Consider the following 23,412-nt stretch of genomic DNA (forward strand, 5'->3'; position numbering starts at 1 on the left):
GCGGAGACTGAAGCCAGCGGCTAAAGTCGCGCATCAAGATAAAAAAAGGCACATCAAAAATGATGTGCCCGTATGTTACATGAGAACGCCTTTTTCGTCCTCAATCCATGGAAGAAAATGCTTCGATGGACAGGTCAGCGGTCATTAATTGACGGCGTCTTTCAGTGCTTTACCTGAACGGAAGCCCGGTACTTTACCAGCCGGGATGGTGATTTCTTTACCGGTTTGTGGGTTACGGCCGGTGCGGGCAGCACGCTCGCGTACAGAGAAGGTACCGAAACCGACCAGTGCCACTTCGTCACCGTCTTTCAGCGCGTCAGAAACGGAGCCCATGAATGCATCTAATACACGTCCAGCTGCCGCTTTAGAAATGTCAGCGTCTGCAGCAATTTTGTCGATCAACTGTGACTTATTCACTCTCTTCATCCCCTCTTTTATTATTCACTCGCACCCGCGCTTCCCGCCCGGTGCGAACGCGCAGCCAGTTATATCAAGCCTGTGGAGTTGAAACAACGGTATTCATCTTAATCGTCGATCCAGCAGCCCCCCTAAATTAGCGGCACAAAAAAAGCTGGCAAGCCCGATTTGGCCTGCCAGCTTCGTTTTTTAGCGCTTTTTGTCGCTAATCACTATTTTGCCGTGGCAACCTGCATCCCGTACGGGGCATTTTCCAGCGCCAGACTCAGCACATCTTCAATACGCTTCACCGGATGGATCGACAGATCCGCAATCACGTTCTGTGGAATCTCTTCCAGATCGCGCTTGTTTTCGTCCGGGATCAGCACGGTTTTGATGCCGCCGCGATGCGCCGCCAGCAGCTTATCTTTCAGACCGCCAATCGGCAGCACCTGACCGCGCAGCGTGATCTCGCCGGTCATCGCCACGTCCGAACGCACCGGGTTACCGGTCAGACAGGAAACCAGCGCGGTACACATCGCGATACCGGCGCTCGGACCATCTTTCGGCGTCGCCCCTTCCGGTACGTGCACGTGGATGTCACGCTTCTCGTAGAAGTCACCGTTGATGCCGAGTTTCTCCGCACGGGCGCGTACTACCGTCAGCGCCGCCTGGATTGACTCCTGCATCACCTCACCGAGTGAGCCGGTATAGGCCAGCTTGCCTTTACCCAGAACGCAGGCGGTTTCGATGGTGAGCAGATCGCCGCCCACTTCGGTCCACGCCAGGCCGGTGACCTGACCAACACGGTTTTCGCTGTCGGCACGGCCGTAGTCAAAGCGCTGCACCCCCAGGAAATCCTTAAGGTTTTCACCGGTGATTTTGATGCTCTTTTTCGCTTTGTCCATCAGCAGTGCTTTCACCGCTTTACGGCACAGCTTGGAGAGTTCGCGCTCCAGGCTACGCACGCCCGCTTCACGGGTGTAATAGCGGATGATGCCGATAATGGCGCTGTCGTCAACGCTGATCTCTTTCTCTTTCAGCGCATTACGCTCGATCTGCTTCGGTAGCAGGTGCTGTTTAGCGATGTTGAGCTTCTCATCTTCGGTGTAGCCGGAGAGACGAATCACTTCCATACGATCCAGCAGCGGAGCCGGAATGTTCATGGAGTTAGAGGTTGCCACAAACATCACATCTGACAGATCATAATCCACTTCCAGATAGTGATCGTTGAACGCAATGTTCTGCTCCGGATCCAGCACTTCCAGCAGCGCCGAGGCCGGATCGCCGCGCATGTCGGATGACATTTTGTCGATCTCATCCAGCAGGAACAGCGGGTTTTTCACGCCGACTTTGGCCATTTTCTGGATCAGTTTGCCCGGCATCGACCCGATATAGGTACGACGGTGGCCGCGGATTTCCGCTTCGTCACGCACACCGCCCAGCGCCATACGCACATATTTACGGCCGGTGGCTTTGGCGATTGACTGTCCCAGCGAGGTTTTACCCACGCCCGGCGGTCCGACCAGACACAGAATCGGCCCTTTAATTTTGCTGACGCGACTCTGCACCGCAAGATACTCAAGGATGCGGTCTTTCACGCGCTCCAGACCGTAATGGTCGGTATCCAGCGTCTCCTGGGCTTTTCGCAGGTTTTTCTTCACCTTGCTGCGCGCGTTCCACGGCACCTGCACCATCCAGTCGATGTAGCCGCGCACCACGGTGGCTTCCGCTGACATCGGTGACATCATCTTCAGCTTCTGCAGTTCGGCTTCGGCCTTCTCGCGCGCCTCGGCCGGCATTTTCGCCGCGTCGATCTTGCGTTTCAGCGCTTCGTATTCATCCGGCGCATCATCCATCTCGCCCAGCTCTTTCTGAATCGCTTTCATTTGCTCATTCAGATAGTACTCGCGCTGGCTTTTCTCCATCTGCTTTTTAACGCGGTTGCGAATACGCTTCTCAACCTGCAGCAGATCGATTTCCGATTCCATCATAGCCATGAGATATTCCAGACGCTCATTGATGTCGGACATCTCCAGCACTGACTGTTTGTCAGCCAGCTTAAGCGGCATGTGCGCCGCTACGGTGTCGGCGAGACGCGCCGCGTCGTCGATGCTGTTAAGTGAGGTCAGCACCTCCGGCGGGATTTTTTTGTTCAGCTTGATGTAGCCTTCAAACTGATTGATGGCGGTACGCACCAGCACTTCCTGCTCGCGCTCTTCAATTTCCGGCGAGATCAGGTATTCGGCCTGGGCAACAAAGTGGTCGCCATTGTCCGCTAAAGTGGTGATGTGTGCGCGCTGAAGACCTTCCACCAGCACCTTAACGGTGCCGTCTGGCAGTTTCAGCATCTGCAGTACGGAAGCAACGGTCCCTACCGCGAAGAGATCGTTAATACCAGGTTCATCCGTTGAAGCCTCTTTCTGGGCAACCAGCATGATCTTCTTGTCATGATCCATCGCCGCTTCGAGACAACGGATCGATTTTTCCCGACCAACAAACAACGGAATTACCATGTGCGGATAAACCACCATGTCGCGCAACGGCAACACGGGGATTTCAATGCGTTCAGAACGCTCAGGATTCATAGAGCTCTCTCTTAGTTTAATGTCCGCCAGGTGATGGGAACCGCGTGATACACGCTGTATGCAGTTAGACCCACAGGATTATGAGTATATGGGGATGCTTGCACGACATTCAATGTCACAGAGGTGAGAAAAATAAAAGGGGAAACATTTTCCCCTTTTTTAAGATAACAACGTGGTGTAATTGATTATTTATTCGCCAGAAGCTTGGGCTTCATGCTTACCGTAAATCAGCATCGGGTCAGATTGCCCCTCGATCACTGACTCATCGATCACCACTTTCTCTACGCCTTCCATTGATGGCAGGTCGTACATGGTTTCGAGCAGCGCCGCTTCTACGATAGAACGCAGACCACGTGCCCCGGTTTTACGCGAGTTCGCTTTCTTCGCAATCGCCGTCAGCGCTTCATCACGAAACTCCAGTTCCACGCCTTCAAGGTTAAACAGCGCCTGATACTGCTTGGTCAGCGCGTTTTTTGGTTCACGCAGGATCTGGATCAGCGCTTCTTCGCTCAGTTCGTTGAGCGTCGCCACCACCGGCAGACGACCAATGAACTCCGGAATCAGACCAAATTTGATCAGATCTTCCGGCTCAACCTGTGACAGCAATTCGCCTTCGCTGGCTTTCTGCGATTTACCTTTGACGGTCGCGCCAAAGCCAATACCGGAGCCGGTTTCAACACGCTGTGAAATCACTTTATCGAGGCCGGCAAACGCACCGCCACAGATAAACAGGATTTTCGAGGTGTCGACCTGCAGAAACTCCTGCTGCGGATGCTTACGTCCACCCTGCGGCGGCACGGCAGCCACCGTGCCTTCAATCAGTTTCAGCAGCGCCTGCTGTACGCCCTCACCTGACACATCACGAGTGATAGACGGGTTGTCTGATTTACGGGAAATCTTATCGATTTCATCGATGTACACAATGCCGCGCTGCGCTTTCTGTACGTCGTAATCGCACTTCTGCAGCAGTTTCTGGATGATGTTTTCCACATCCTCGCCCACATAACCGGCTTCGGTCAGCGTGGTGGCATCCGCCATGGTGAAAGGCACATCCAGCAGGCGCGCCAGCGTTTCCGCCAGCAGGGTCTTACCGCTACCGGTTGGACCGATCAGCAAAATGTTACTTTTACCCAGTTCAATCCCGTTGCTGGTATCGCCGTTACGCAGACGTTTGTAGTGGTTGTAGACCGCCACCGCCAGCACTTTTTTCGCCTTCTCCTGACCGATAACATAATCGTCAAGGTGATGGCGGATCTCATGCGGCGTCGGGAGCGCGCTGCGCTCGCGGTGCGGGGCCACTTCTTTAATCTCTTCGCGAATGATGTCTTTACACAGATAGACACACTCGTCGCAAATATACACTGACGGCCCGGCAATCAGCTTACGGACTTCATGCTGGCTTTTGCCGCAGAAAGAGCAGTACAGCAACTTACCTGAACCGTCTTTGCGCTTATCTATCATCAGCTAACCTCTTTTCGTTCTCAGACCTAATTGGTGTACGGCAATGGCCGCACAGCAACGGCCGATATGCATGCAACTCACCTGTCTGCACCCGTTAACTATAGCGTAAGGGGCAGACAGATGTGTCTTATTGGCGATGCGTCAGGATGGAGTCGACCAGGCCATACTCTACCGCTTCGCTGGCAGAGAGGAAACGATCGCGCTCGGTGTCGCGTTCAATCTGCTCCAGCGATTTGCCGGTATGTTCCGCCATCAGCTCATTCATACGCTGCTTCACTTTTAGGATTTCACGCGCGTGGATCTCAATGTCGGTCGCCTGGCCCTGATAACCGCCCAGCGGCTGGTGGATCATCACGCGTGAGTTTGGCAGACAGAAGCGCTTGCCTTTAGTCCCCGCCGTCAGCAGGAATGCGCCCATCGAACAGGCCTGGCCCATACAGATGGTGCTCACGTCCGGCTTGATGAACTTCATTGTGTCATAAATCGACATACCGGCGGTAATCACACCACCTGGCGAGTTAATGTAGAGGTAAATGTCTTTTTCAGGATTCTCAGCTTCCAGAAACAGCATCTGCGCCACAATCAGGTTCGCCATGTGATCCTCAACCTGACCGGTCAGGAAGATCACGCGCTCTTTAAGCAGGCGGGAGTAGATGTCGTAAGAACGCTCGCCGCGCGAGGTTTGTTCGACCACCATTGGCACCAGCGCATTGGTTGGTGCAGTAAATTCACGATCGCCACTGTATGACATTACCGTCTCCTGATAAATTTCATTGGCAACATTCTGTACCGATTTTACGCGAGGCGCGCGGCGAAAACTATACGCAGCGGTCTCGTTCCGACATAACAGGACGGTTAATCAGCCAGTCTTACTGTTTTCACGCATTCTCCCTGTATCTGGGGATGCAGCCCAGTTGTTTCAAGCATAACAACCTTTTCCCCATTCGCTAACACGGAAAAACAGCTTAGCGAAGAATTTGCCGATTAATTAGTCAAATAGCGCACAAATGTGGTTGATTTCCGCCAGAAACGAAAAAGCCCGCGACATAGCGGTCGCGGGCTTTAGCACTCAGGGTTAACTCACGAATCAGGCCGCAGAGGTCTGGTTCATCAGCTCTTGGAAGTTAGTGGCTTTGTCAGTAACTTTGGCTTTCGCCAGTACCGCTTCAACCGCCTGCTCTTCCAGCGCAACGTTGCGCATGTTGTTCATCAGCTCGCTGTTTTTGCTGTAGAACTCGATCACTTCCTGCGGATCTTCGAACGCAGAAGCCATCTCTTCGATCAGCGCTTTAACGCGATCTTCATCGGCTTTCAGTTCGTTGATGCGAATCACTTCGCCCAGCAGCAGACCGACCACAACGCGACGTTTTGCCTGCTCTTCGAACAGTTCACGTGGCAGTTCCAGCGCCTGCTTCTCGTTGCCGCCGAAACGCTGTGCTGCCTGACGACGCAGAACGTCGATTTCGCTGTCGATCAGTGCAACTGGCACGTCGATTTCGTTCGCGTTAACCAGACCGTCAATCGCCTGAGTCTTCACGCGGTTACGGATAGCGCCTTTCAGTTCGCGCTCCATGTTCTTACGCACTTCAGCGCGTAGACCTTCGATGGAGCCATCTTCCACACCGAAACGCTTAATGAATTCAGCGGTCAGCTCTGGCAGTTCGCGGGTTTCCACTTTCTTCAGCACGATGTTGAACTTCGCGTCTTTGCCTTTCAGGTTTTCCGCGTGGTAGTCATCAGGGAATTTCACGTCGATGTTGAAGGTGTCGCCGGCTTTCTTGCCAGTGATGCCTTCTTCGAAGCCTAGGATCATACGACCCTGAACCATCGCCAGCACGAAGTCAGACGCTTTGCCGCCTTCGAACTCTTCGCCGTCTACAGAGCCGGTGAAATCGATGGTAGCGCGATCTTCTGCTGACGCAGCTGCATCGGTCTCTTTCCAGGTCGCCTGCTGCTTCTGCAGGGTTTCCAGCATGGTGTCGACGTCAGCGTCGGTCACTTCAACCACCGGTTTTTCGACTTCGATTGCATCCAGGCCTTTCAGCTCAACTTCCGGATACACTTCGAACTCAACCGCATAGGTGAAATCTTCACCTTCTTTATACTCACCCGGCACGTAGTTCGGTGCGCCAGCTGGGTTGATCTTCTCTTTGATGATGGCGTCAACGAAGTTACGCGTCATCAGCTCGCTCAGGACGTCCTGACGAACAGAGGCACCGTAGCGCTGATTAATGATGGTAGCCGGCACTTTGCCTTTACGGAAACCGTCGATACGGACTTTCTTAGCCACTTCCACCAGTTCTTTCTTCACTGCGCTTTCGATGCTGTCCTTAGGAACAGTAATCGAAATGCGACGGCCCAGACCCTGAGTGGTTTCTACTGAAACTGTCATCTTGTTACCTCAAAAAATCACGTGCTCGGTCAACTTCAGACACCACACAATTAATACGCCGTATCCAACAACCGGGACGGCCTCTGCAGGCAGAACCTAATCCCTGTCACCAGAAGCGTCCCGAAGACATTCCGGAAAAATAGACGCCGTATTATAGCGGCATCCCCGAAATGAGTCGAGGCTGCAAACTCACCACTTTTTAACGGTTTTGCTGCTTTTTTGCGCCGCAGATCGCGTTTGTGCATCATTGAGGTAAGAAAAAACGGCCCGCAGGCCGTTTTGGAGGAAGCTGAAGAGGAAAACTCAGGCCAGCGTACCGGCACCGCGACAGTTCGGTGAGGCGAGTACGGTATCCTGCAGTCCATCCCACTCTTTGCGGGTGTAGGTATACAGCGCCAGCGCATGGACGCTGCCTGCCAGCTCGGTCGCCAGCTCGCCATAAATGGCGCGGTGACGCTGCAGAAAGCGCTGTCCAGTGAAAAGGTCGCTGACAATCACCACTTTGAAGTGACTTTCAGAACCGGCAGGCACGTTATGACGATAGCTTTCGTCATGCACTTCGAGATGTGCAGGCTCAAAAGCGTTACGCAGCTTTTCTTCTATTTGTTCGCGAATCATTGTTAACACTCCTCTACGGCGAGCGCTGTGCCCCATCTGTTTAAATATTAGTAGGTTTTTTACCTTTCCCGCACTCGGGCAGGAAAAAAATCCAGCTTCGCTGCGCATCTTAGCCTGATCAGGCTGGCGGTCAACCGGTTACCCCGTCCGGCTGTCCGAAAAAATCCTTTACAATCAATTTCCCCTAGTGCGGGGCTTTTTTCGCCGTGCCGCAATGCTATGATGGCCGCAGTTTTGCAAACCAACCCATATGCTAACGAGAATGAGTATGTTGAAAAAACTGTTATTCCCTCTGCTGGCTGCCTTTATTTTGGCCGGCTGCGCCAGCAATAACACCACGCTGAACATCCAGCCAAAAATCCAGCTGCCACAGCAGGATCCGAGCCTGATGGGCGTTACCGTCAGCGTTAACGGTGCCGATCAGCGCAGCGATCAGGCGCTGGCCAAAGTGAACCGCGACGGCCAGCTGATCACCCTGACCCCGTCACGCGACCTGCGTTTCCTGCTGCAGGAAGTGCTCGAGAAGCAGATGACCTCGCGCGGCTACATGATTGGCCCGAACGGCGCGGTGGATCTGCAGATCGTGGTTAATGGTCTCTATGCCGATGTCACGCAGGGCAACATGCGTTACAGCATCACCACCAAAGCGGATATCTCTATTATCGCTACCGCGAAAAACGGCAACAAGCAGGTGAAAAACTACCGTCAGACTTACAGCGTAGAGGGTGCCTTCAGCGCCACTAACGATAAGGTCACCAACGCGGTTAACTCTACCCTGAGCGACGTGATTGCCGATATGGCGCAGGACACCAGCATCAATAACTTCATCAAGCAAAACGCGCGTTAATTTTCCGCAGTAACCTGCCCGGTCCCCGCTGACCGGGCTTCATTTCAGGCTGGCTATGACGTCTCACTATCTGCGTATTTTTACCCAACGTAACGCTGCGGTCCTGCTGCTGCTCGGTTTCGCTTCCGGTCTGCCGCTGGCGCTGACCGCCGGTACGCTACAGGCGTGGATGACGGTAGAGAATGTCGACCTGAAAACCATTGGTTTCTTCTCCCTCGTCGGTCAGGCTTACGTGTTTAAGTTCCTGTGGTCGCCGATGATGGATCGATATACCTCGCCCTTTCTTGGCCGGCGGCGCGGCTGGCTGCTGGTCACGCAATTAGCGCTGATTGCTGGCATTGTGGCGATGGGCTTTATGCAGCCGTCACGCGACCTTACCCTGCTGGCGGCGCTGGCGGTGCTGGTGACCTTCTGCTCAGCCTCGCAGGATATCGTGTTTGATGCGTGGAAAACCGATGTGCTGCCGCCGGAAGAGCGCGGCAGTGGCGCGGCGATTACCGTGCTCGGTTACCGGCTGGCGATGCTGATTTCCGGCGGCCTGGCGTTGTGGCTGGCGGATCGCTATCTCGGCTGGCAGGCCACCTACTGGCTGATGGCGCTGCTGATGGTGCCCGGACTGATCGCCACGCTGCTGGCGCGTGAACCTGAGGCGCCGGTGCGCGAGCCGCACTCGCTGCGTCAGGCCGTCGCGTTTCCGCTGAAGGATTTCTTTCAGCGCAACAATGCCTGGCTGCTGATCACCTTAATCATTCTCTACAAGCTGGGCGACACGTTCGCCGCTTCGCTCACCACCACCTTCCTGATTCGCGGCGTGGGCTTCAGCGCCGGTGATGTCGGTCTGGTGAACAAAACGCTCGGCCTGCTGGCGACCATTATCGGTGCGCTGTACGGCGGTGTACTGATGCAGCGCCTGAGCCTGTTCCGCGCGCTAATGATCTTCGGCGTGCTGCAGGCGGTGTCTAATTTCGCATACTGGCTGCTGGCGGTAACGCCACCGCATCTGTGGAGCATGGCCAGCGCGGTATTTATCGAAAACCTGTGCGGCGGCATGGGCACCGCCGCCTTTGTGGCGTTGCTGATGACGCTGTGCAACAAATCGTTCTCGGCCACGCAGTTCGCGTTGCTGTCAGCGCTGTCAGCGGTTGGACGCGTGTATGTCGGTCCGGCGGCTGGCTGGCTGGTCGAACTGTGGGGCTGGCCGGTATTTTACGCCTTTACCGTGGTGGCTGCAGTACCGGGCCTGCTGCTGCTGTGGGCGTGTCGCGGCACGCTGCAGGCAATGCAGCACAGCGGTGAATTCATTAAGCACAGCCTGTGGCCACAGGGTTATCGCTGGACGGTACGCCTGTTCGCGGCGGGCTGCACGCTGCTGGCGCTCTGGCTGCTGACACTGGCACTGCGTGCGGCGGATATCTGGCACAGCGCGACGCTGCCAACCCATCTGTTTGAGGCAGGAATGGCGCTGGCGCTGCTGGCGGTGTTGCTCGGCGTGATGCTGGACTGGCTGGCATTAAGAAAAACAGCGTCAAATCGTGCACATTAACGCTGCGCTATTTGCCAGATGGGGATAAATCGCTTAAAAATAGCCCCCGGCGAATTTTAAGCGATAGCATTTTTTTAACGCGAAATAGAAACATTAAATTAACAAACTTGCGTAATATTTAAATCCGGTGCGCAATTAATTTGTAGAAATTTCATCGCCAAAATGATGCAGAATTGTTAAATAAATTGAGTGCTAAAACTCCGGTTTATGCTTTCCCTGTTTTCTCTGCGGTTAATGTCATTGGTTTTTGTTATATTGCCGCCAACTGCTTGTCGCAGTTAATAATTTGTCACCCTGCGCAACATCTGTGACACCCTTAGCAAAAGGTGTCAACAGCCTTCTGACACATCCTTAAGCTGGTTTACACTGCATAAACCTTCCCGTAAAATGCGCGCACACTTAAACGACAATAGAGCCCTTTGTCATTGAGGTCGTTAAATGAGACTCAGGAAATACAATAAAAGTTTGAGGATTTTGTCATTAATTGCAGGCGCTGTATTACTCAGCGGCTGCGATAGTGCGTTGTTAAATCCCAAGGGACAGATTGCACTGGAGCAACGTTCACTGATTCTGACAGCTTTCGGCTTGATGATGATTGTCGTTATTCCGGCAGTCTTAATGGCTGTTGTGTTCGCTTGGAAATATCGGGCAACCAATACCAACGCGAAGTATAGCCCTAACTGGTCACACTCTAACAAAGTGGAAGCCGTGGTCTGGACCATTCCGATCCTGATAATTCTCTTCCTCGGCGTGCTGACCTGGAAATCAACCCACGCGCTGGAGCCGAGCAAACCGCTGGCCTCTGACGTGAAACCGGTGGAGATCGACGTAGTGGCACTGGACTGGAAATGGCTGTTCATCTACCCGGAACAGGGTGTTGCAACCGTCAACCAGATTGCCTTCCCGGCAAATACTCCGGTGAACTTCAAGATCACCTCGAACTCCGTCATGAACTCCTTCTTTATTCCTACGCTCGGCAGCCAGATCTACGCCATGGCGGGTATGCAGACCAAACTGCACCTGATCGCCAACGAGCCAGGTACGTTCGACGGTATCTCTGCTAACTTCAGCGGTCGCGGTTTCTCTGGCATGAAGTTCAAAGCCATTGCCACCAAAGACGATGCGGAATTCCAGCTGTGGGTTGCCAAAGTTAAAGCGGCACCGAACACGCTGACCACCATGAATGATTTCGAAAAACTGGCTGCGCCAAGCGAAAATCACCCGGTGGAATATTTCTCAACTGCGAATCCGGAACTGATCAAGCAGGTTATTGATAAGTTCATGATAAGCCACGGGAAAATGGACATGTCGCACGAAGGCATGGACATGAATCACGCCGCAGCTGCGGGAGCCGAGGAATAATACGATGTTCGGAAAATTAACACTGGATGCAGTGCCCTACCATGAACCCATTATCATGGTTACGGTCGCCGGTATCATCATTGGTGGTCTGGCGCTGATCGCTGCTATTACCTATTTCGGTAAATGGCAGTATCTGTGGTCTGAATGGTTAACCTCCATCGACCACAAAAAACTGGGTATCATGTACATCATCATGGCCTTCGTCATGCTGCTGCGCGGCTTTGCCGATGCGGTAATGATGCGTACCCAACAGGTTATGGCTTCCGCCGGGGAAGCAGGCATACTGCCACCGCACCACTACGACCAGATCTTCACCGCTCACGGCGTGATCATGATCTTCTTCGTGGCGATGCCTTTCGTTGTGGGTCTGATGAACATCGCGGTTCCGCTGCAAATCGGTGCCCGTGACGTTGCCTTCCCGTTCCTGAACAACCTGAGCTTCTGGTTCACCGCTATCGGTGTGATCCTAGTTAACCTGTCACTGGGTGTGGGCGAATTCGCACAGACCGGCTGGCTGGCTTATCCACCGCTCTCGGGGGCTGAATACAGTCCTGGCGTCGGGGTCGATTACTGGATCTGGAGTCTCCAGCTCTCCGGTATTGGTACCACGCTGACCGGTATCAACTTCTTCGTGACCATTCTGAAGATGCGTGCACCGGGCATGGACCTGTTCAAAATGCCGGTGTTCACTTGGGCAGCATTGTGTACTAACGTCCTGATTATCGCTGCGTTCCCGGTTCTGACCGTGACGCTGGCACTGTTGACGCTTGATCGTTACCTCGACTTCCATTTCTTTACCAATGATATGGGCGGTAACATGATGATGTACGTCAACCTGATCTGGGTCTGGGGTCACCCGGAAGTGTACATCCTCGTTCTGCCGGTGTTTGGTGTCTTCTCTGAAGTCACGGCCACCTTCTCGAAAAAGCGTCTGTTTGGTTACACCTCGCTGGTGTGGGCAACCATCGCCATTACCGTTCTGTCGTTCATCGTTTGGCTGCACCACTTCTTCACCATGGGTGCCGGTGCGAACGTTAATGCCTTCTTCGGTATCATGACGATGATCATCGCGATTCCGACCGGGGTGAAAATCTTTAACTGGCTGTTCACCATGTATCAAGGTCGTATCGAGTTCAACTCGGCGATGCTGTGGACCATCGGCTTCCTAGTCACCTTCTCCGTAGGGGGTATGACCGGTGTACTGCTGGCGGTGCCAGGCGCAGACTTCGTGCTGCACAACAGCCTGTTCCTGATCGCACACTTCCACAATGTTATCATCGGTGGTGTGGTGTTCGGTTGTATGGCTGGCGTGACCTACTGGTTCCCGAAAGCCTTCGGCTTCACCCTGAACGAAACCTGGGGCAAACGTGCTTTCTGGTTCTGGATCATCGGCTTCTTCGTTGCCTTTATGCCGCTGTACGCGCTGGGCTTCATGGGGATGACCCGTCGTCTGAGTCAGGACATCGATCCGCAGTTCCACTCTCTGCTGGTGGTTGCAGCAGGCGGTGCGGCGCTGATCGCCTGCGGTATCCTGTGCCAGCTTATCCAGTTCTGGGTATCGGTACGTGACCGTGAGCAGAACCGCGATCTGACCGGTGACCCGTGGGGCGGCCGTACGCTGGAGTGGGCAACCTCTTCACCTCCGCCGTTCTACAACTTTGCTGTGATCCCACATATCCACGAGCGTGATGCGTTCTGGGAAATGAAAGAGAAAGGCGAAGCGTACAAGCAGCCAGAAAAATATGAAGAAATTCATATGCCGAAAAACAGCGGCGCGGCCATTGTTATCGCTGCCTTCCTGACAGTCTTCGGTTTTGCCCTGATCTGGCACATCTGGTGGCTGGCAGGTCTCACTTTCCTTGGCACCATCGTGACCTGGATTGTGAAGAGCTTCGATGAAGACGTGGATTACTACGTACCGGTTGCTGAAATCGAGCAGCTCGAGAAGAAGCACTTTGATGACATCAGCAAAGCAGGTCTGAAATAATGTCAACTGAAACCGTTAAACACCACCACGACGCCCATGCGGAGCATGGGCATCACGATGCGGGAGCCAATAAAGTCTTTGGCTTCTGGATCTACCTGATGAGTGACTGCATTATCTTCGCAACCCTGTTTGCGACCTATGCCGTCATGGTTAACAACACTGCCGGTGGCCCGGCAGGTAAAGATATCTTCGAACTGCCGTTTGTGCTGGTTGAAACCGCGCTGCTGCTGCTGAGCTCCATCACGTATGGTATGGCAGTGATCGCGATGAACAACCAGAACAAAGGTTCGGTCATCAGCTGGCTGGCGTTGACCTTCCTGTTCGGTGCCGGATTTATCGGGATGGAAATCTATGAATTCCATCACCTGATCAAGGAAGGTTTCGGTCCTGACCGCAGCGGCTTCCTGTCTGGCTTCTTTACTCTGGTCGGTACGCACGGTCTGCACGTAAGCTCTGGTCTGATCTGGATGGCCGTGCTGATGTTCCAGATCGCTAAACGCGGTCTGAGCGCCACCAACCGCACCCGTATCATGTGTCTGAGCCTGTTCTGGCACTTCCTGGATGTGGTGTGGATCTGCGTATTCACCGTTGTCTATCTGATGGGGGCCATGTAATGAGTCATTCTGTAAACGAACATGGTGCATCTCACGGTAGCGTGAAGTCTTACATGATCGGCTTCATCCTCTCGATCATCCTGACGGCGATCCCGTTCTGGATGGTGATGGATGGCAGTGCTTCTCACGGCACCATTCTGGGTGTGGTTCTGGTGTGTGCAGTGGTTCAGGTGTTGGTGCACCTAGTCTACTTCCTGCATCTGGACAGCAAATCCGAGGGTGGCTGGAACATGGTGGCCATTGTCTTCTCCGCAGTCATTATCCTGATTGTGGTGATTGGCTCACTGTGGATTATGTGGAACCTCAACTACAACATGATGGCCCACTAAAGAGTCACGCGTAATGATTAAGCAATACCTGCAAGTAACAAAACCAGGAATTATTTTCGGCAATTTAATTTCTGTGATCGGTGGATTCCTGCTGGCTTCAAAAGGCAGCATTGATTACCCTCTGTTTCTCGTCGCTTTGGTGGGCGTTTCGCTGGTGGTCGCATCCGGTTGTGTATTCAACAATGTGATTGACCGCGACATCGACATCAAAATGGAAAGAACGCGGAACCGTGTTCTGGTCAAAGGCCTGATCTCGGCGAAAGTAAGCTTGGTTTATGCAACCGCATTGGGTATTGCTGGCTTTGCGTTGCTGTATTTTGGCGCTAACCCGCCGGCCATGTGGCTAGCGGTGATGGGCTTCGTCGTCTATGTCGGCATTTACAGCCTCTACATGAAGCGTCATTCGGTCTATGGCACGCTGATTGGCAGCCTCTCTGGCGCCGCGCCGCCAGTAATTGGCTACTGCGCGGTGACCAACCAGTTTGATGCTGGCGCGTTAATCTTACTGGCTATCTTTAGCCTGTGGCAGATGCCGCACTCCTACGCGATTGCCATCTTCCGCTTCAAAGATTATCAGGCCGCCAATATTCCGGTTCTGCCGGTGGTGAAAGGCATCTCAGTGGCTAAAAATCATATTACGCTGTACATCCTGGCGTTCATGATTGCCACTCTGATGCTGTCGCTGGGCGGTTATGCTGGCGACAAATATCTGGTGGTAGCTGCCGCCGTCAGCGTGTGGTGGCTGGGTATGGCACTGTCAGGTTACAAAACCTCAAACGACAAGGTTTGGGCGCGTAAACTGTTTGTGTTCTCCATTGTCGCCATCACTGCGCTGAGCGTGATGATGTCGGTGGACTTTATGGCTCCGGCCTCTAAGGACCTGCTGACTAACGTCTGGTAAGTCAGACCGTTACTCCGGACAAGGGCGAGAATTTCGCGCCCTTTCTTTTTGTTACCACTGCTTAAAAACAATTGTTTTACCCGCCCTGCCCTGCTTCCTAAAATAAGCGCTGCATGTCCCGGTGAGTCGGGTCGCAGATAAGGGCGCGCAACCTGTGCCGCTGCAACCTGAAGTCCCAGGGGCATAAACTTACAGAGGTTGGAATGAACGATAATAGAATGACACCAGTTGAGCTTCGGGCAACATGGGGTTTAGGCACAGTTTTTTCCCTGCGCATGCTGGGAATGTTTATGGTCCTGCCGGTACTGACCACTTACGGTATGGCTTTACAGGGCGCCAGCGAAACGTTGATCGGTCTGGCAATTGGTATTTATGGTCTGGCGCAGGCGGTGTTTCAGATCCCCTTTGGTCTGCTGTCCGACCGTATTGGCCGCAAGCCGCTGATTGTCGGTGGCCTGCTGCTGTTTGTGCTCGGTAGCCTTATTGCCGCCACGAGCATCTCCATCTGGGGCATTATCCTTGGCCGCGCGCTGCAGGGCTCCGGTGCAATTGCCGCGGCAGTGATGGCGCTGCTGTCAGACCTGACCCGTGAACAGAACCGCACCAAAGCGATGGCGTTTATCGGCATCAGCTTCGGCGTCACCTTTGCGATTGCCATGGTGGTCGGCCCGATTGTCACGCACGCGCTGGGTCTGCACGCGCTGTTCTGGATGATTGCCCTGCTCGCCAGCTTGGGTATCGTGATCACCCTACTGGTAGTGCCCAATGCGCCGGGCCACGTATTGAACCGCGAATCCGGCATGGTCAAAGACAGCATTCGCGCGGTGCTGGCCAATCCCAAATTGCTGAAGCTGAATATCGGCATTCTCTGTCTGCATATTTTGCTGATGTCGAGTTTTGTCGCGCTACCGGGCCAGTTTGAACAGGCGGGCTTCCCGGCGGCTGAACATTGGAAAGTGTATCTGGTGACCATACTGGTGGCGTTTGTCGCCGTGGTGCCGTTTATTATCTATGCCGAGGTAAAGCGCCGCATGAAGCGGGTGTTTGTCGGCTGCGTGGCGCTGATCATCATCGCGGAAATTGTGCTGTGGGGCGCCGCAGGCCACTTCTGGACGCTGGTGATTGGCGTGCAGCTGTTTTTCCTCGCCTTTAACCTGATGGAAGCGATTCTGCCCTCGCTGATCAGCAAAGAGTCGCCGGCGGGCTACAAAGGCACGGCCATGGGGATTTATTCCACCAGCCAGTTTATTGGCGTCGCGATTGGCGGCAGCCTGGGCGGCTGGATTTTCGGCCACTTCGATGCGCAAACGGTGTTTCTGGTCGGCTCGATAGTGGCTGCGGCATGGCTGTTTGTTGCCATGTCGATGCAGGAGCCGCTGTACGTCAGCAGCCTGCGCCTGGTGCTGAGCGATGCGGTGCTGGCAGTACCGAATCTGGAGAAGCGGCTGCGCGCGCAGCCCGGCGTGGCGTCGGTGTTTATTGTGCCGGAAGAGAAAAGTGCCTACATTAAAATTGACAGCAAAGTGACGAGCCGCGTGGAGCTGGAGGCGCTGCTCGCCAGCAGTTAATGACTTAGCAACAGCGGACCGCGATGCTCTGGCTCCACGCGGTCCGCTCAGCGACGTTACAGCGACATATCCACCACAATACGCCCTTCAATTTTGCCGGCGTGCATGCGCGCAAAGATATCGTTGATGTTAGTCAGCGGCTCAACCGCGACATTCGCTTTCACCTTATGGCGACCGGCAAAATCCAGCGCTTCCTGCAGATCTTTACGCGTGCCGACAATCGAGCCGCGCACTGTGATGCCATCCAGCACCATGTCGAAGATCGAGAGATCGAATTTCCCCGGCGGCAGGCCGTTAAGCACCATGGTGCCGCCGCGACGCAGCGTGCCGATCGCCTGTTCAAACGCTTTTGGCGATACCGCCGTCACCAGCACGCCGTGCGCACCGCCAAAGCTCTCCTGAAACACCTTCGCCGGATCGACCTGCTTCGCATTGGCAACCACGCTGGCACCGAGCCGTTTGGCAAACGCCAGCTTATCGTCGTCGATGTCGACCGCCGCCACGTTAAGCCCCATCGCCACCGCATACATGAATAGCCATGTGCCCCAAGCCGCCGATGCCGGAAACCACCACCCAGTCACCCGGTTTGATATCGGTCATCTTCAGGCCTTTATAGACGGTTACGCCGGCACACAGAATCGGTGCCACTTCATTGAACTCAACGTTATCCGGAATGATGCCGACGTAGTTGGCATCCGCTAGGCAGTACTCGGCAAAGCTGCCGTTGACCGAATAGCCGGCATTCTGCTGCGACAGACACAGCGTTTCCCAGCTGTCGAGGCAGTGCTCGCAGTGGCCACACGCCGAGTAGAGCCACGGTACACCGACGCGATCGCCCAGTTTGAGATGCTTCACACCTTCGCCAATGGCCACCACCTGCCCGACGCCTTCATGGCCGGGAATAAACGGCGGATTGGGCTTAATCGGCCAGTCGCCTTCGGCGGCGTGCAGGTCGGTGTGGCACACGCCGGTGGCGGCGATTTTCACCAGAATCTGCCCTTGCCCAACGGACGGCACCGGCACCTGCTCAATCACCAGCGGTTCACCAAACGCCTTCACAATCGCGGCTTTCATGGTGGTTTTGATTTGCATATTCATCTTTCACTCTCCATTTGAACGGATGCGGACTCAGAACAGCCCCAGTGGCGCTGTGCCATAGCTGACCAGCAGATTTTTGGTTTGCTGATAGGCGCTGAGCGCCATTTTGTGGGTTTCACGCCCGACGCCCGATTGCTTATAGCCACCGAATGCCGCATGGGCGGGATAGATGTGATAGCAGTTGGTCCAGACGCGACCGGCTTTAATGCCGCGGCCCATGCGATACGCCAGATTGGTATCGCGCGTCCACACGCCCGCGCCCAGACCAAACTGGGTTTCATTGGCGATAGCGAGCGCCTCTGCCTCATCGTTGAACGTGGTGACGCCAATCACTGGCCCAAAAATCTCCTCTTGGAAACAGCGCATTTGGTTGCTGCCCTTGATCAGGGTGGGCTGGATGTAGAATCCGTTATCCAGCTCCGCGGCGATATGCGCACGCTCGCCCCCTGTCAGAATCTGACCCCCTTCCTCGCGGGCGATGTTGATATAGGACAGGATTTTGTCGAATTGCTGGCGTGATGCCTGAGCACCGATCATGGTGTCGGTATCGAGCGGATCGCCACGGCGAATGGTGGCAACCTTCGCCAGCACCCGCTCCATAAAGGACTGGTAGATCGATTCATGAATCAACGCGCGCGATGGACAGGTACAGACTTCACCCTGATTAAAGAAGCCCAGTACCAGCCCCTCGACCGCTTTCGCTATGAACTCCTCTTCGCCCGACATCACATCCGCGAAGTAAATGTTGGGTGATTTGCCGCCCAGCTCGACGGTGCTGGGAATGATGTTCTCCGCCGCACAGGCCATGATATGCCGCCCGACCGGCGTGGATCCGGTGAAGGCAATTTTAGCGATGCGCTTGCTGGTGGCCAGCGCTTCGCCGGCTTCGCGGCCAAAGCCCTGCACCACATTCAGCACGCCCGGTGGGAACAGATCGCCAATCAGCTCCATCAGCAGCGTAATACCAAGCGGCGTCTGCTCAGCCGGTTTCAGCACCACGCAGTTACCGGCGGCCAGCGCCGGTGCCAGCTTCCACGCCGCCATGAGCAGCGGGAAATTCTACGGGATGATCTGTCCGACCACGCCCAGCGGCTCGTGGAAGTGATAGGCCACCGTGGTTTCGTCGATCTCGGCGGTGCTGCCCTCCTGCGCACGCAGGCAGCCGGCAAAGTAGCGAAAATGGTCGACCGCCAGCGGCAGATCGGCGTTGAGCGTCTCGCGAATCGGTTTACCGTTATCCCAGTTCTCCGCTACCGCCAGCCTTTCGAGATTGACTTCCATACGATCGGCCACCTGCAACAGCAGGTTGGCGCGCTGCTGTACGCTGGTTTTGCCCCACGCATCGGCGGCCTGATGCGCGGCATCCAGCGCCAGATCAATGTCGCGCGCATCGGAGCGCGGGAACCGGGCAATATCGCTGCCGTCTACCGGCGAGGTGTTCATAAAGTACTGGCCGCTCAGCGGCTCGGTGAAGTTGCCGGCGATATAGTTGGCGTAGGTCGCCTGGAAAGAGACCAGCGCGCCGGGCGTGCCGGGATGTGCATAACGCATCGCAAACTCCTTATTATCAGGTCAGAGGGTCTGAACAGGCAGCGCAACTGCCTGCGTCGGTTATTGCAGCACGCGTGCCAGTTTTTTCTCATCAGGCGGAAAAGCAATAAATTCATTATTTATCAATTAAATAAAATCATGCCCCGCCAGCAACCCTGCCAGTCCTCCGGGACAAACGCTGTATCTGTGTTGCGTATCGCAACAGTGCAGAAACCCGAACGCTACAATGTTGCAACACTTACAAGCCGTTCTGAGGTCACTCATGCAGGGAAATTCAGCCGCGTCTGCCGTGCACGCTAACCCGCTGTTAAGCGACTCTTGGTTCCGCAGCCAGCTGTATGGATTAGAGCGCAGCGCCGACGATTTCCCGCGCGTGCGTCAGGGCGAGCTGGCCGATGTGCTGGCCAGCAACGCCGGCCTGCAGCAGTTTGCGCAACCGGTAATCCGCCAGCTGGCGCAGCAGATGGCTGAGACGCAATCGGTGGTGATCCTGTCCGATGCCAGCGGGCTGGTGCTGAACACCTTTGGCGATATGCAGGCGCTGGAGAAAGCCCAGCGCTTTGCCCTGGCACCCGGTAATCTATGGAGTGAATGCGGACGCGGCACCAATGCGATTGGCACCGCGCTGGCGATTGATGACGGCTGTAAAATTGATGGCCAGCAGCATTTCCTGACGCGCAATCAGGGTCTGTACTGCGCCGCGATGCCGTTGCAGATGCCCAACGGACAGATAGCCGGCGTGCTGGATATCTCAGGTCCGGCACACTTTCCGCATCCGCATACCCTGAACCGGGAGAAAGCAGCGGCAAAGCAGATCGAGTATCTGTGGGTGAAGCAGAGCCTGCATCCACAGCAGTGGCTGCTCAGTCTGCATCCGCAGCCGCAGGGCATCGACACCAGTGATGAACTGCTGCTGGTGTTCTCTGACAATGTGCTGACCGCAGCCAACCGGCTGGCGATGCGCGAACTGGCTCTTAGCGCTGACCGCTTTGCCAGCCTGACGTTTCAGCACCTGTTTCCGCAACTGCAGCAGCAGGCCAACAGCGTTCCCGCCGCGGTCGACATTGGCGCGCAGCGCTACTGGTTCCGCCTGCGCGCGCCGCAGCGCAGCCACGTCAGCGTGCCGGACAGTCGCTCGCATGACCTGCACCGCGTGCTGGGAGGGGACGGCGCAAAAATGGTGCGGTTGCTGGATGCTGGCGTTTCGCTGTGCATTTATGGTGAAACCGGCAGCGGCAAGGAGTATGTCAGTCGCGCGCTGCACCAGCAAAGCCTCTGGCGCACTGGCAAGTTTGTCGCCATCAACTGTGCCGCCATCCCCGAAGCGCTGATTGAATCCGAACTGTTTGGCTACCAGCCCGGCGCATTTACCGGCGCCAGTAAAAATGGCTACATCGGCAAAATTCGCGAAGCGGATGGTGGCGTGCTGTTTCTGGATGAAATCGGTGATATGCCACTGACGCTGCAGACCCGTTTGCTGCGCGTGCTGCAGGAAAAAGAGATGGCGCCCCTCGGCTCCAGTCGCAGCTGGCCGGTGAATTTTGCCGTGATTTGCGCCACGCATCGCGATCTGGCCCAGCGTGTGGCCGCCGGCGAATTTCGTGAAGATTTGCTCTATCGTCTGCAGGAGTTCGCGCTGCCCCTTCCGCCACTGCGCGCTTGGCCGAACGTCGCCGGGTTTATCCACGATTTATGGCAGGAGCTGGGGGCCGCGCAGCGTGGCGTACAGCTGTCTCCGGCGCTGCTGACGGCGCTGGCACAGCAGCCATGGCCGGGCAATGTGCGCCAGCTACACAGTCTGCTGCGCGTGCTGCTGGCGCTCGCCGATGAGGGCGAAACGCTGACGGAAAGTAACTTGCCGGCAGAGTATCGCCGCCCACTGGCACCGCCGCTGCGCGAACGCCACGATGAACAGCGGATCAGTGAAACGCTGCAGCGCTATGACGGCAATATCAGTAAAGCGGCGCAGGCGCTGGGGGTCGCGCGCAGCACGCTGTATCGTCGTGCAGCACGCGACAGGGGGGATTAATCGCGGAAGTTTTTAAACTGGAACGGCTGACCCAGGTTGCCACCGCGCACCAGCGCCATCGCACCCTGCAGATCGTCGCGGGATTTACGGGTGACGTGCAGTTCTTCACCCTGAATCTGCGTCTGCACTTTCAGTTTGCTGTCTTTGATCAGCTTAACGATCTTCTTCGCGATATCGCTTTCGATGCCTTTTTTCAGCTTCGCTTCAACGCTCCAGCTTTTACCGCTGTGCACAATCTCTTCCGGTACTTCAATCGCTGCGCCTTCAATGCCGCGCTTCAGCAGCTTTTCACGCAGAATATCCACCAGCTGCTTCACCTGAAAATCCGATTCGCTGGTGACTTTGATGGTCTCATTCTTTTCGTTGAGCTCAAAGCTGGCGCTCACGTTGCGGAAATCGAAACGGGTTGAGATCTCACAGTTGGCATTCTCCACCGCATTACGCACTTCCGGCAGTTCGACTTCGGAAACGATATCGAAAGATGGCATCTTTTCTTCTCCTGATACTAAAGTGACATGCATAATACGCGTCTTGTCGCGCTAATAAAACACGCGACGCGGAAAGCTATAATTAAGGGTGTGACACCCATTCCCCCACCCGCCAGCGGGAGGCATAATGAAAATTACCGTGTTGGGTTGCGGCGCCTTGGGGCAAATCTGGCTCGCGGCCCTTGCACGTCAGGGACATGACGTTCAGGGCTGGCTGCGCGTACCGCAGCCGTACTGTTCGGTCAACGTGGTCGATCCGCAGGGCCACGTCAGCAATCACACCTTCATCGCTAACGATCCGCTGTTTCTGGCAGAAAGCCAGCTGCTACTGGTGACCTTGAAAGCGCCACAGGTTTCACCTGCGGTGAAAAACCTGCAAAGCGTGCTGCCGCGCCACGCGCCGATCCTGCTCCTGCACAACGGGATGGGTACGATCGAAGAGCTCAAAGAAGTGCAGCAGCCGCTGCTGCGCGGCATCACCACGCACGCGGCAATGCGCGACGGCACGGTGCTCAAACATGTCGCGCAGGGCATAACCCACATCGGGCCTGCCAGCCGCGAAAGCGCGGCGCTGAGCGATATCGCCGATATTCTGCATCAGGCGCTGCCGGACGTGGCGTGGCACGATAACATCGCATCCGCCAGCTGGCGCAAGCTGGCAGTTAACTGTGTGATCAACACGCTGACGGTTGAGCACGACTGCCAGAACGGCGCGCTGCGCGCTTGGCCGGAGCAGATTAACCGGCTGTGCGAAGAGCTGGCTTGGGTGATGGAGCGCGAGGGCCAGCACATTGCGCTGGATAACCTGCGCGACATTATTTACGACGTCATCGACAGCACCGCCGCCAACGTCTCCTCAATGCTGCAGGATGTGCGTGCGCAGCGTCAGACTGAAATTGATTACATTACCGGCTACCTGCTGCGCCGCGCCCGCGCGCAGGGGATTGCGCTGCCGGAAAATACCCGCCTGTACGACCTGATTAAACGCAAGGAGTCCCAATATGAGCGCGAACGCATCAGTGCTGGTTTGCCTGGCCCATGGCAGTGAAGAGACCGAAGCGGTCACCACCATTGACTTGCTGGTCCGCGCCGGCCTGAAGGTCACCACCGCCAGCGTGGAGAGCGACGGCACGCGCGAGATTGTCTGCTCACGCGGCGTACGCCTGCTGGCTGACGCACCGCTGGTTGAAGTGGCGGATAACGATTTTGCCGCCATCGTCCTGCCGGGCGGCATCAAAGGTGCCGAAACCTTCCGCGACAGCCCGCTGCTGGTGGAGACGGTACGCCAGTGTCATCTGGCAGGTAAAATTATCGCGGCGATCTGTGCCGCGCCGGGCACGGTGCTGGTGCCGCATGATCTGTTTCCGGTGGGGAACATGACCGGTTTTCCCGGCCTGAAGCACACCATTCCGGAGGAGAAATGGATGGAGCGCCGCGTGGTGTGGGATCCGCGCGTTAATCTGCTGACCAGCCAGGGGCCGGGCACGGCGATCGATTTTGCCCTGAAGTTGATTGATCTGCTGGTGGATAAAGAGCAAGCGCGTGAAGTCGCGTCACAGCTGGTGCTGGCGGCAGGGATTTATAATTATCAGGAATTTGAAGAGCGCGCGTAAAAAAGGTCGCCATCAATGGCGACCCTA

General features: G+C 55.5%; 18 protein-coding genes and 2 pseudogenes. 11 read left to right on the plus strand and 9 right to left on the minus strand.

From position 1 onward, the window contains the following. Positions 1 to 144: 144 nt before the first annotated feature. From hupB to bolA, 6 genes are all read right to left on the minus strand, one after another. The gene (gene hupB, locus AC6I8M_RS14380; RefSeq protein ID WP_010616840.1) at positions 145 to 417 is read right to left on the minus strand and encodes a nucleoid-associated protein HU-beta; all 273 of its coding nucleotides are present in this window, start codon (positions 415 to 417) and stop codon (positions 145 to 147) included. A gap of 212 nt (positions 418 to 629) precedes the next feature. Beyond that, positions 630 to 2,984 (minus strand): endopeptidase La, encoded by a 2,355-nt coding sequence (lon, locus tag AC6I8M_RS14385; RefSeq protein ID WP_010616839.1) that lies wholly within the window; start codon positions 2,982 to 2,984, stop codon positions 630 to 632. Between the two features lie 189 nt (positions 2,985 to 3,173). Then, on the minus strand, positions 3,174 to 4,445 hold the full coding sequence (clpX, locus tag AC6I8M_RS14390) for an ATP-dependent protease ATP-binding subunit ClpX (protein ID WP_498013473.1): 1,272 nt from the start codon (positions 4,443 to 4,445) through the stop codon (positions 3,174 to 3,176). A gap of 127 nt (positions 4,446 to 4,572) precedes the next feature. Continuing rightward, positions 4,573 to 5,196 carry an ATP-dependent Clp endopeptidase proteolytic subunit ClpP gene (gene clpP / locus AC6I8M_RS14395; RefSeq protein ID WP_010616837.1) on the minus strand — a complete coding sequence of 208 codons (624 nt, stop codon included), beginning with the start codon at positions 5,194 to 5,196 and terminating at the stop codon, positions 4,573 to 4,575. A gap of 336 nt (positions 5,197 to 5,532) precedes the next feature. Beyond that, on the minus strand, positions 5,533 to 6,837 hold the full coding sequence (gene tig, locus AC6I8M_RS14400) for a trigger factor (RefSeq protein WP_022549331.1): 1,305 nt from the start codon (positions 6,835 to 6,837) through the stop codon (positions 5,533 to 5,535). Positions 6,838 to 7,140: 303 nt separating this feature from the next. Further along, the gene (bolA, locus tag AC6I8M_RS14405; protein WP_010616835.1) at positions 7,141 to 7,455 is read right to left on the minus strand and encodes a transcriptional regulator BolA; all 315 of its coding nucleotides are present in this window, start codon (positions 7,453 to 7,455) and stop codon (positions 7,141 to 7,143) included. 268 nt (positions 7,456 to 7,723) lie between these two features. On the opposite strand from bolA, the gene AC6I8M_RS14410 reads away from it, so the two are divergent. From AC6I8M_RS14410 to AC6I8M_RS14445, 8 genes are all read left to right on the plus strand, one after another. Beyond that, positions 7,724 to 8,302, plus strand: coding sequence for a lipoprotein (locus tag AC6I8M_RS14410; RefSeq protein ID WP_010616834.1), 579 nt, complete (start codon positions 7,724 to 7,726; stop codon positions 8,300 to 8,302). Positions 8,303 to 8,357: 55 nt separating this feature from the next. Next, positions 8,358 to 9,845: a muropeptide MFS transporter AmpG gene (gene ampG / locus AC6I8M_RS14415; protein WP_010616833.1), complete on the plus strand. Its 1,488-nt coding sequence runs from the start codon at positions 8,358 to 8,360 to the stop codon at positions 9,843 to 9,845. 438 nt (positions 9,846 to 10,283) lie between these two features. After that, positions 10,284 to 11,207, plus strand: a complete 924-nt coding sequence (gene cyoA / locus AC6I8M_RS14420) for a cytochrome o ubiquinol oxidase subunit II (protein WP_010616832.1) — start codon at positions 10,284 to 10,286, stop codon at positions 11,205 to 11,207. Positions 11,208 to 11,211: 4 nt separating this feature from the next. Beyond that, on the plus strand, positions 11,212 to 13,194 hold the full coding sequence (cyoB, locus tag AC6I8M_RS14425; protein ID WP_010616831.1) for a cytochrome o ubiquinol oxidase subunit I: 1,983 nt from the start codon (positions 11,212 to 11,214) through the stop codon (positions 13,192 to 13,194). Then, positions 13,194 to 13,808 (plus strand): cytochrome o ubiquinol oxidase subunit III, encoded by a 615-nt coding sequence (locus AC6I8M_RS14430; protein WP_010616830.1) that lies wholly within the window; start codon positions 13,194 to 13,196, stop codon positions 13,806 to 13,808. The genes cyoB and AC6I8M_RS14430 overlap by 1 nt, the downstream gene beginning before the upstream one ends. Then, positions 13,808 to 14,137, plus strand: a complete 330-nt coding sequence (locus AC6I8M_RS14435; protein ID WP_022549333.1) for a cytochrome o ubiquinol oxidase subunit IV — start codon at positions 13,808 to 13,810, stop codon at positions 14,135 to 14,137. The genes AC6I8M_RS14430 and AC6I8M_RS14435 overlap by 1 nt, the downstream gene beginning before the upstream one ends. Positions 14,138 to 14,150: 13 nt before the next feature. Then, positions 14,151 to 15,038: a heme o synthase gene (cyoE, locus tag AC6I8M_RS14440; RefSeq protein ID WP_010616828.1), complete on the plus strand. Its 888-nt coding sequence runs from the start codon at positions 14,151 to 14,153 to the stop codon at positions 15,036 to 15,038. Between the two features lie 203 nt (positions 15,039 to 15,241). Next, entirely contained in the window at positions 15,242 to 16,606 is a 1,365-nt protein-coding gene (locus AC6I8M_RS14445; RefSeq protein WP_010616827.1) for an MFS transporter, read from the plus strand. 56 nt (positions 16,607 to 16,662) lie between these two features. On the opposite strand, the pseudogene adhP reads toward AC6I8M_RS14445, so the two are convergent. Both adhP and exaC read right to left on the minus strand, forming a co-directional pair. Further along, positions 16,663 to 17,680 (minus strand): annotated as a pseudogene (gene adhP / locus AC6I8M_RS14450) (alcohol dehydrogenase AdhP). A 54-nt stretch (positions 17,681 to 17,734) separates the two neighbouring features. Then, positions 17,735 to 19,255 (minus strand): annotated as a pseudogene (gene exaC / locus AC6I8M_RS14455) (acetaldehyde dehydrogenase ExaC). 262 nt (positions 19,256 to 19,517) lie between these two features. Between exaC and AC6I8M_RS14460 the strand changes: the two are divergent. Further along, positions 19,518 to 21,284 (plus strand): sigma-54-dependent Fis family transcriptional regulator, encoded by a 1,767-nt coding sequence (locus tag AC6I8M_RS14460; RefSeq protein WP_498013474.1) that lies wholly within the window; start codon positions 19,518 to 19,520, stop codon positions 21,282 to 21,284. On the opposite strand, the gene AC6I8M_RS14465 is transcribed toward AC6I8M_RS14460, so the two are convergent. Continuing rightward, positions 21,281 to 21,772 carry a YajQ family cyclic di-GMP-binding protein gene (locus tag AC6I8M_RS14465; protein ID WP_010618794.1) on the minus strand — a complete coding sequence of 164 codons (492 nt, stop codon included), beginning with the start codon at positions 21,770 to 21,772 and terminating at the stop codon, positions 21,281 to 21,283. The genes AC6I8M_RS14460 and AC6I8M_RS14465 overlap by 4 nt on opposite strands. 127 nt (positions 21,773 to 21,899) lie before the next feature. On the opposite strand from AC6I8M_RS14465, the gene panE reads away from it, so the two are divergent. Further along, positions 21,900 to 22,820 (plus strand): 2-dehydropantoate 2-reductase, encoded by a 921-nt coding sequence (gene panE / locus AC6I8M_RS14470; protein WP_010618793.1) that lies wholly within the window; start codon positions 21,900 to 21,902, stop codon positions 22,818 to 22,820. Then, positions 22,774 to 23,385 carry a protein deglycase YajL gene (yajL, locus tag AC6I8M_RS14475; protein ID WP_010618792.1) on the plus strand — a complete coding sequence of 204 codons (612 nt, stop codon included), beginning with the start codon at positions 22,774 to 22,776 and terminating at the stop codon, positions 23,383 to 23,385. Before panE ends, yajL begins: the two co-directional genes overlap by 47 nt. The last annotated feature ends 27 nt before the right edge of the window (positions 23,386 to 23,412 follow it).

The organism is Type-A symbiont of Plautia stali (assembly GCF_059731155.1).

Coding starts and splice junctions, on each gene's coding strand:
- AC6I8M_RS14445 (WP_010616827.1), top strand. CDS start 15,242: ATGAACGATAATAGAATGACACCAGTTGAGCTTCGGGCAACATGGGGT.
- AC6I8M_RS14430 (WP_010616830.1), top strand. CDS start 13,194: ATGTCAACTGAAACCGTTAAACACCACCACGACGCCCATGCGGAGCAT.
- AC6I8M_RS14460 (WP_498013474.1), top strand. CDS start 19,518: ATGCAGGGAAATTCAGCCGCGTCTGCCGTGCACGCTAACCCGCTGTTA.
- cyoB (WP_010616831.1), top strand. CDS start 11,212: ATGTTCGGAAAATTAACACTGGATGCAGTGCCCTACCATGAACCCATT.
- clpP (WP_010616837.1), bottom strand. CDS start 5,196: ATGTCATACAGTGGCGATCGTGAATTTACTGCACCAACCAATGCGCTG.
- tig (WP_022549331.1), bottom strand. CDS start 6,837: ATGACAGTTTCAGTAGAAACCACTCAGGGTCTGGGCCGTCGCATTTCG.
- AC6I8M_RS14410 (WP_010616834.1), top strand. CDS start 7,724: ATGTTGAAAAAACTGTTATTCCCTCTGCTGGCTGCCTTTATTTTGGCC.
- cyoE (WP_010616828.1), top strand. CDS start 14,151: ATGATTAAGCAATACCTGCAAGTAACAAAACCAGGAATTATTTTCGGC.
- lon (WP_010616839.1), bottom strand. CDS start 2,984: ATGAATCCTGAGCGTTCTGAACGCATTGAAATCCCCGTGTTGCCGTTG.
- bolA (WP_010616835.1), bottom strand. CDS start 7,455: ATGATTCGCGAACAAATAGAAGAAAAGCTGCGTAACGCTTTTGAGCCT.
- AC6I8M_RS14435 (WP_022549333.1), top strand. CDS start 13,808: ATGAGTCATTCTGTAAACGAACATGGTGCATCTCACGGTAGCGTGAAG.
- clpX (WP_498013473.1), bottom strand. CDS start 4,445: ATGATAGATAAGCGCAAAGACGGTTCAGGTAAGTTGCTGTACTGCTCT.
- AC6I8M_RS14465 (WP_010618794.1), bottom strand. CDS start 21,772: ATGCCATCTTTCGATATCGTTTCCGAAGTCGAACTGCCGGAAGTGCGT.
- ampG (WP_010616833.1), top strand. CDS start 8,358: ATGACGTCTCACTATCTGCGTATTTTTACCCAACGTAACGCTGCGGTC.
- yajL (WP_010618792.1), top strand. CDS start 22,774: ATGAGCGCGAACGCATCAGTGCTGGTTTGCCTGGCCCATGGCAGTGAA.
- panE (WP_010618793.1), top strand. CDS start 21,900: ATGAAAATTACCGTGTTGGGTTGCGGCGCCTTGGGGCAAATCTGGCTC.
- cyoA (WP_010616832.1), top strand. CDS start 10,284: ATGAGACTCAGGAAATACAATAAAAGTTTGAGGATTTTGTCATTAATT.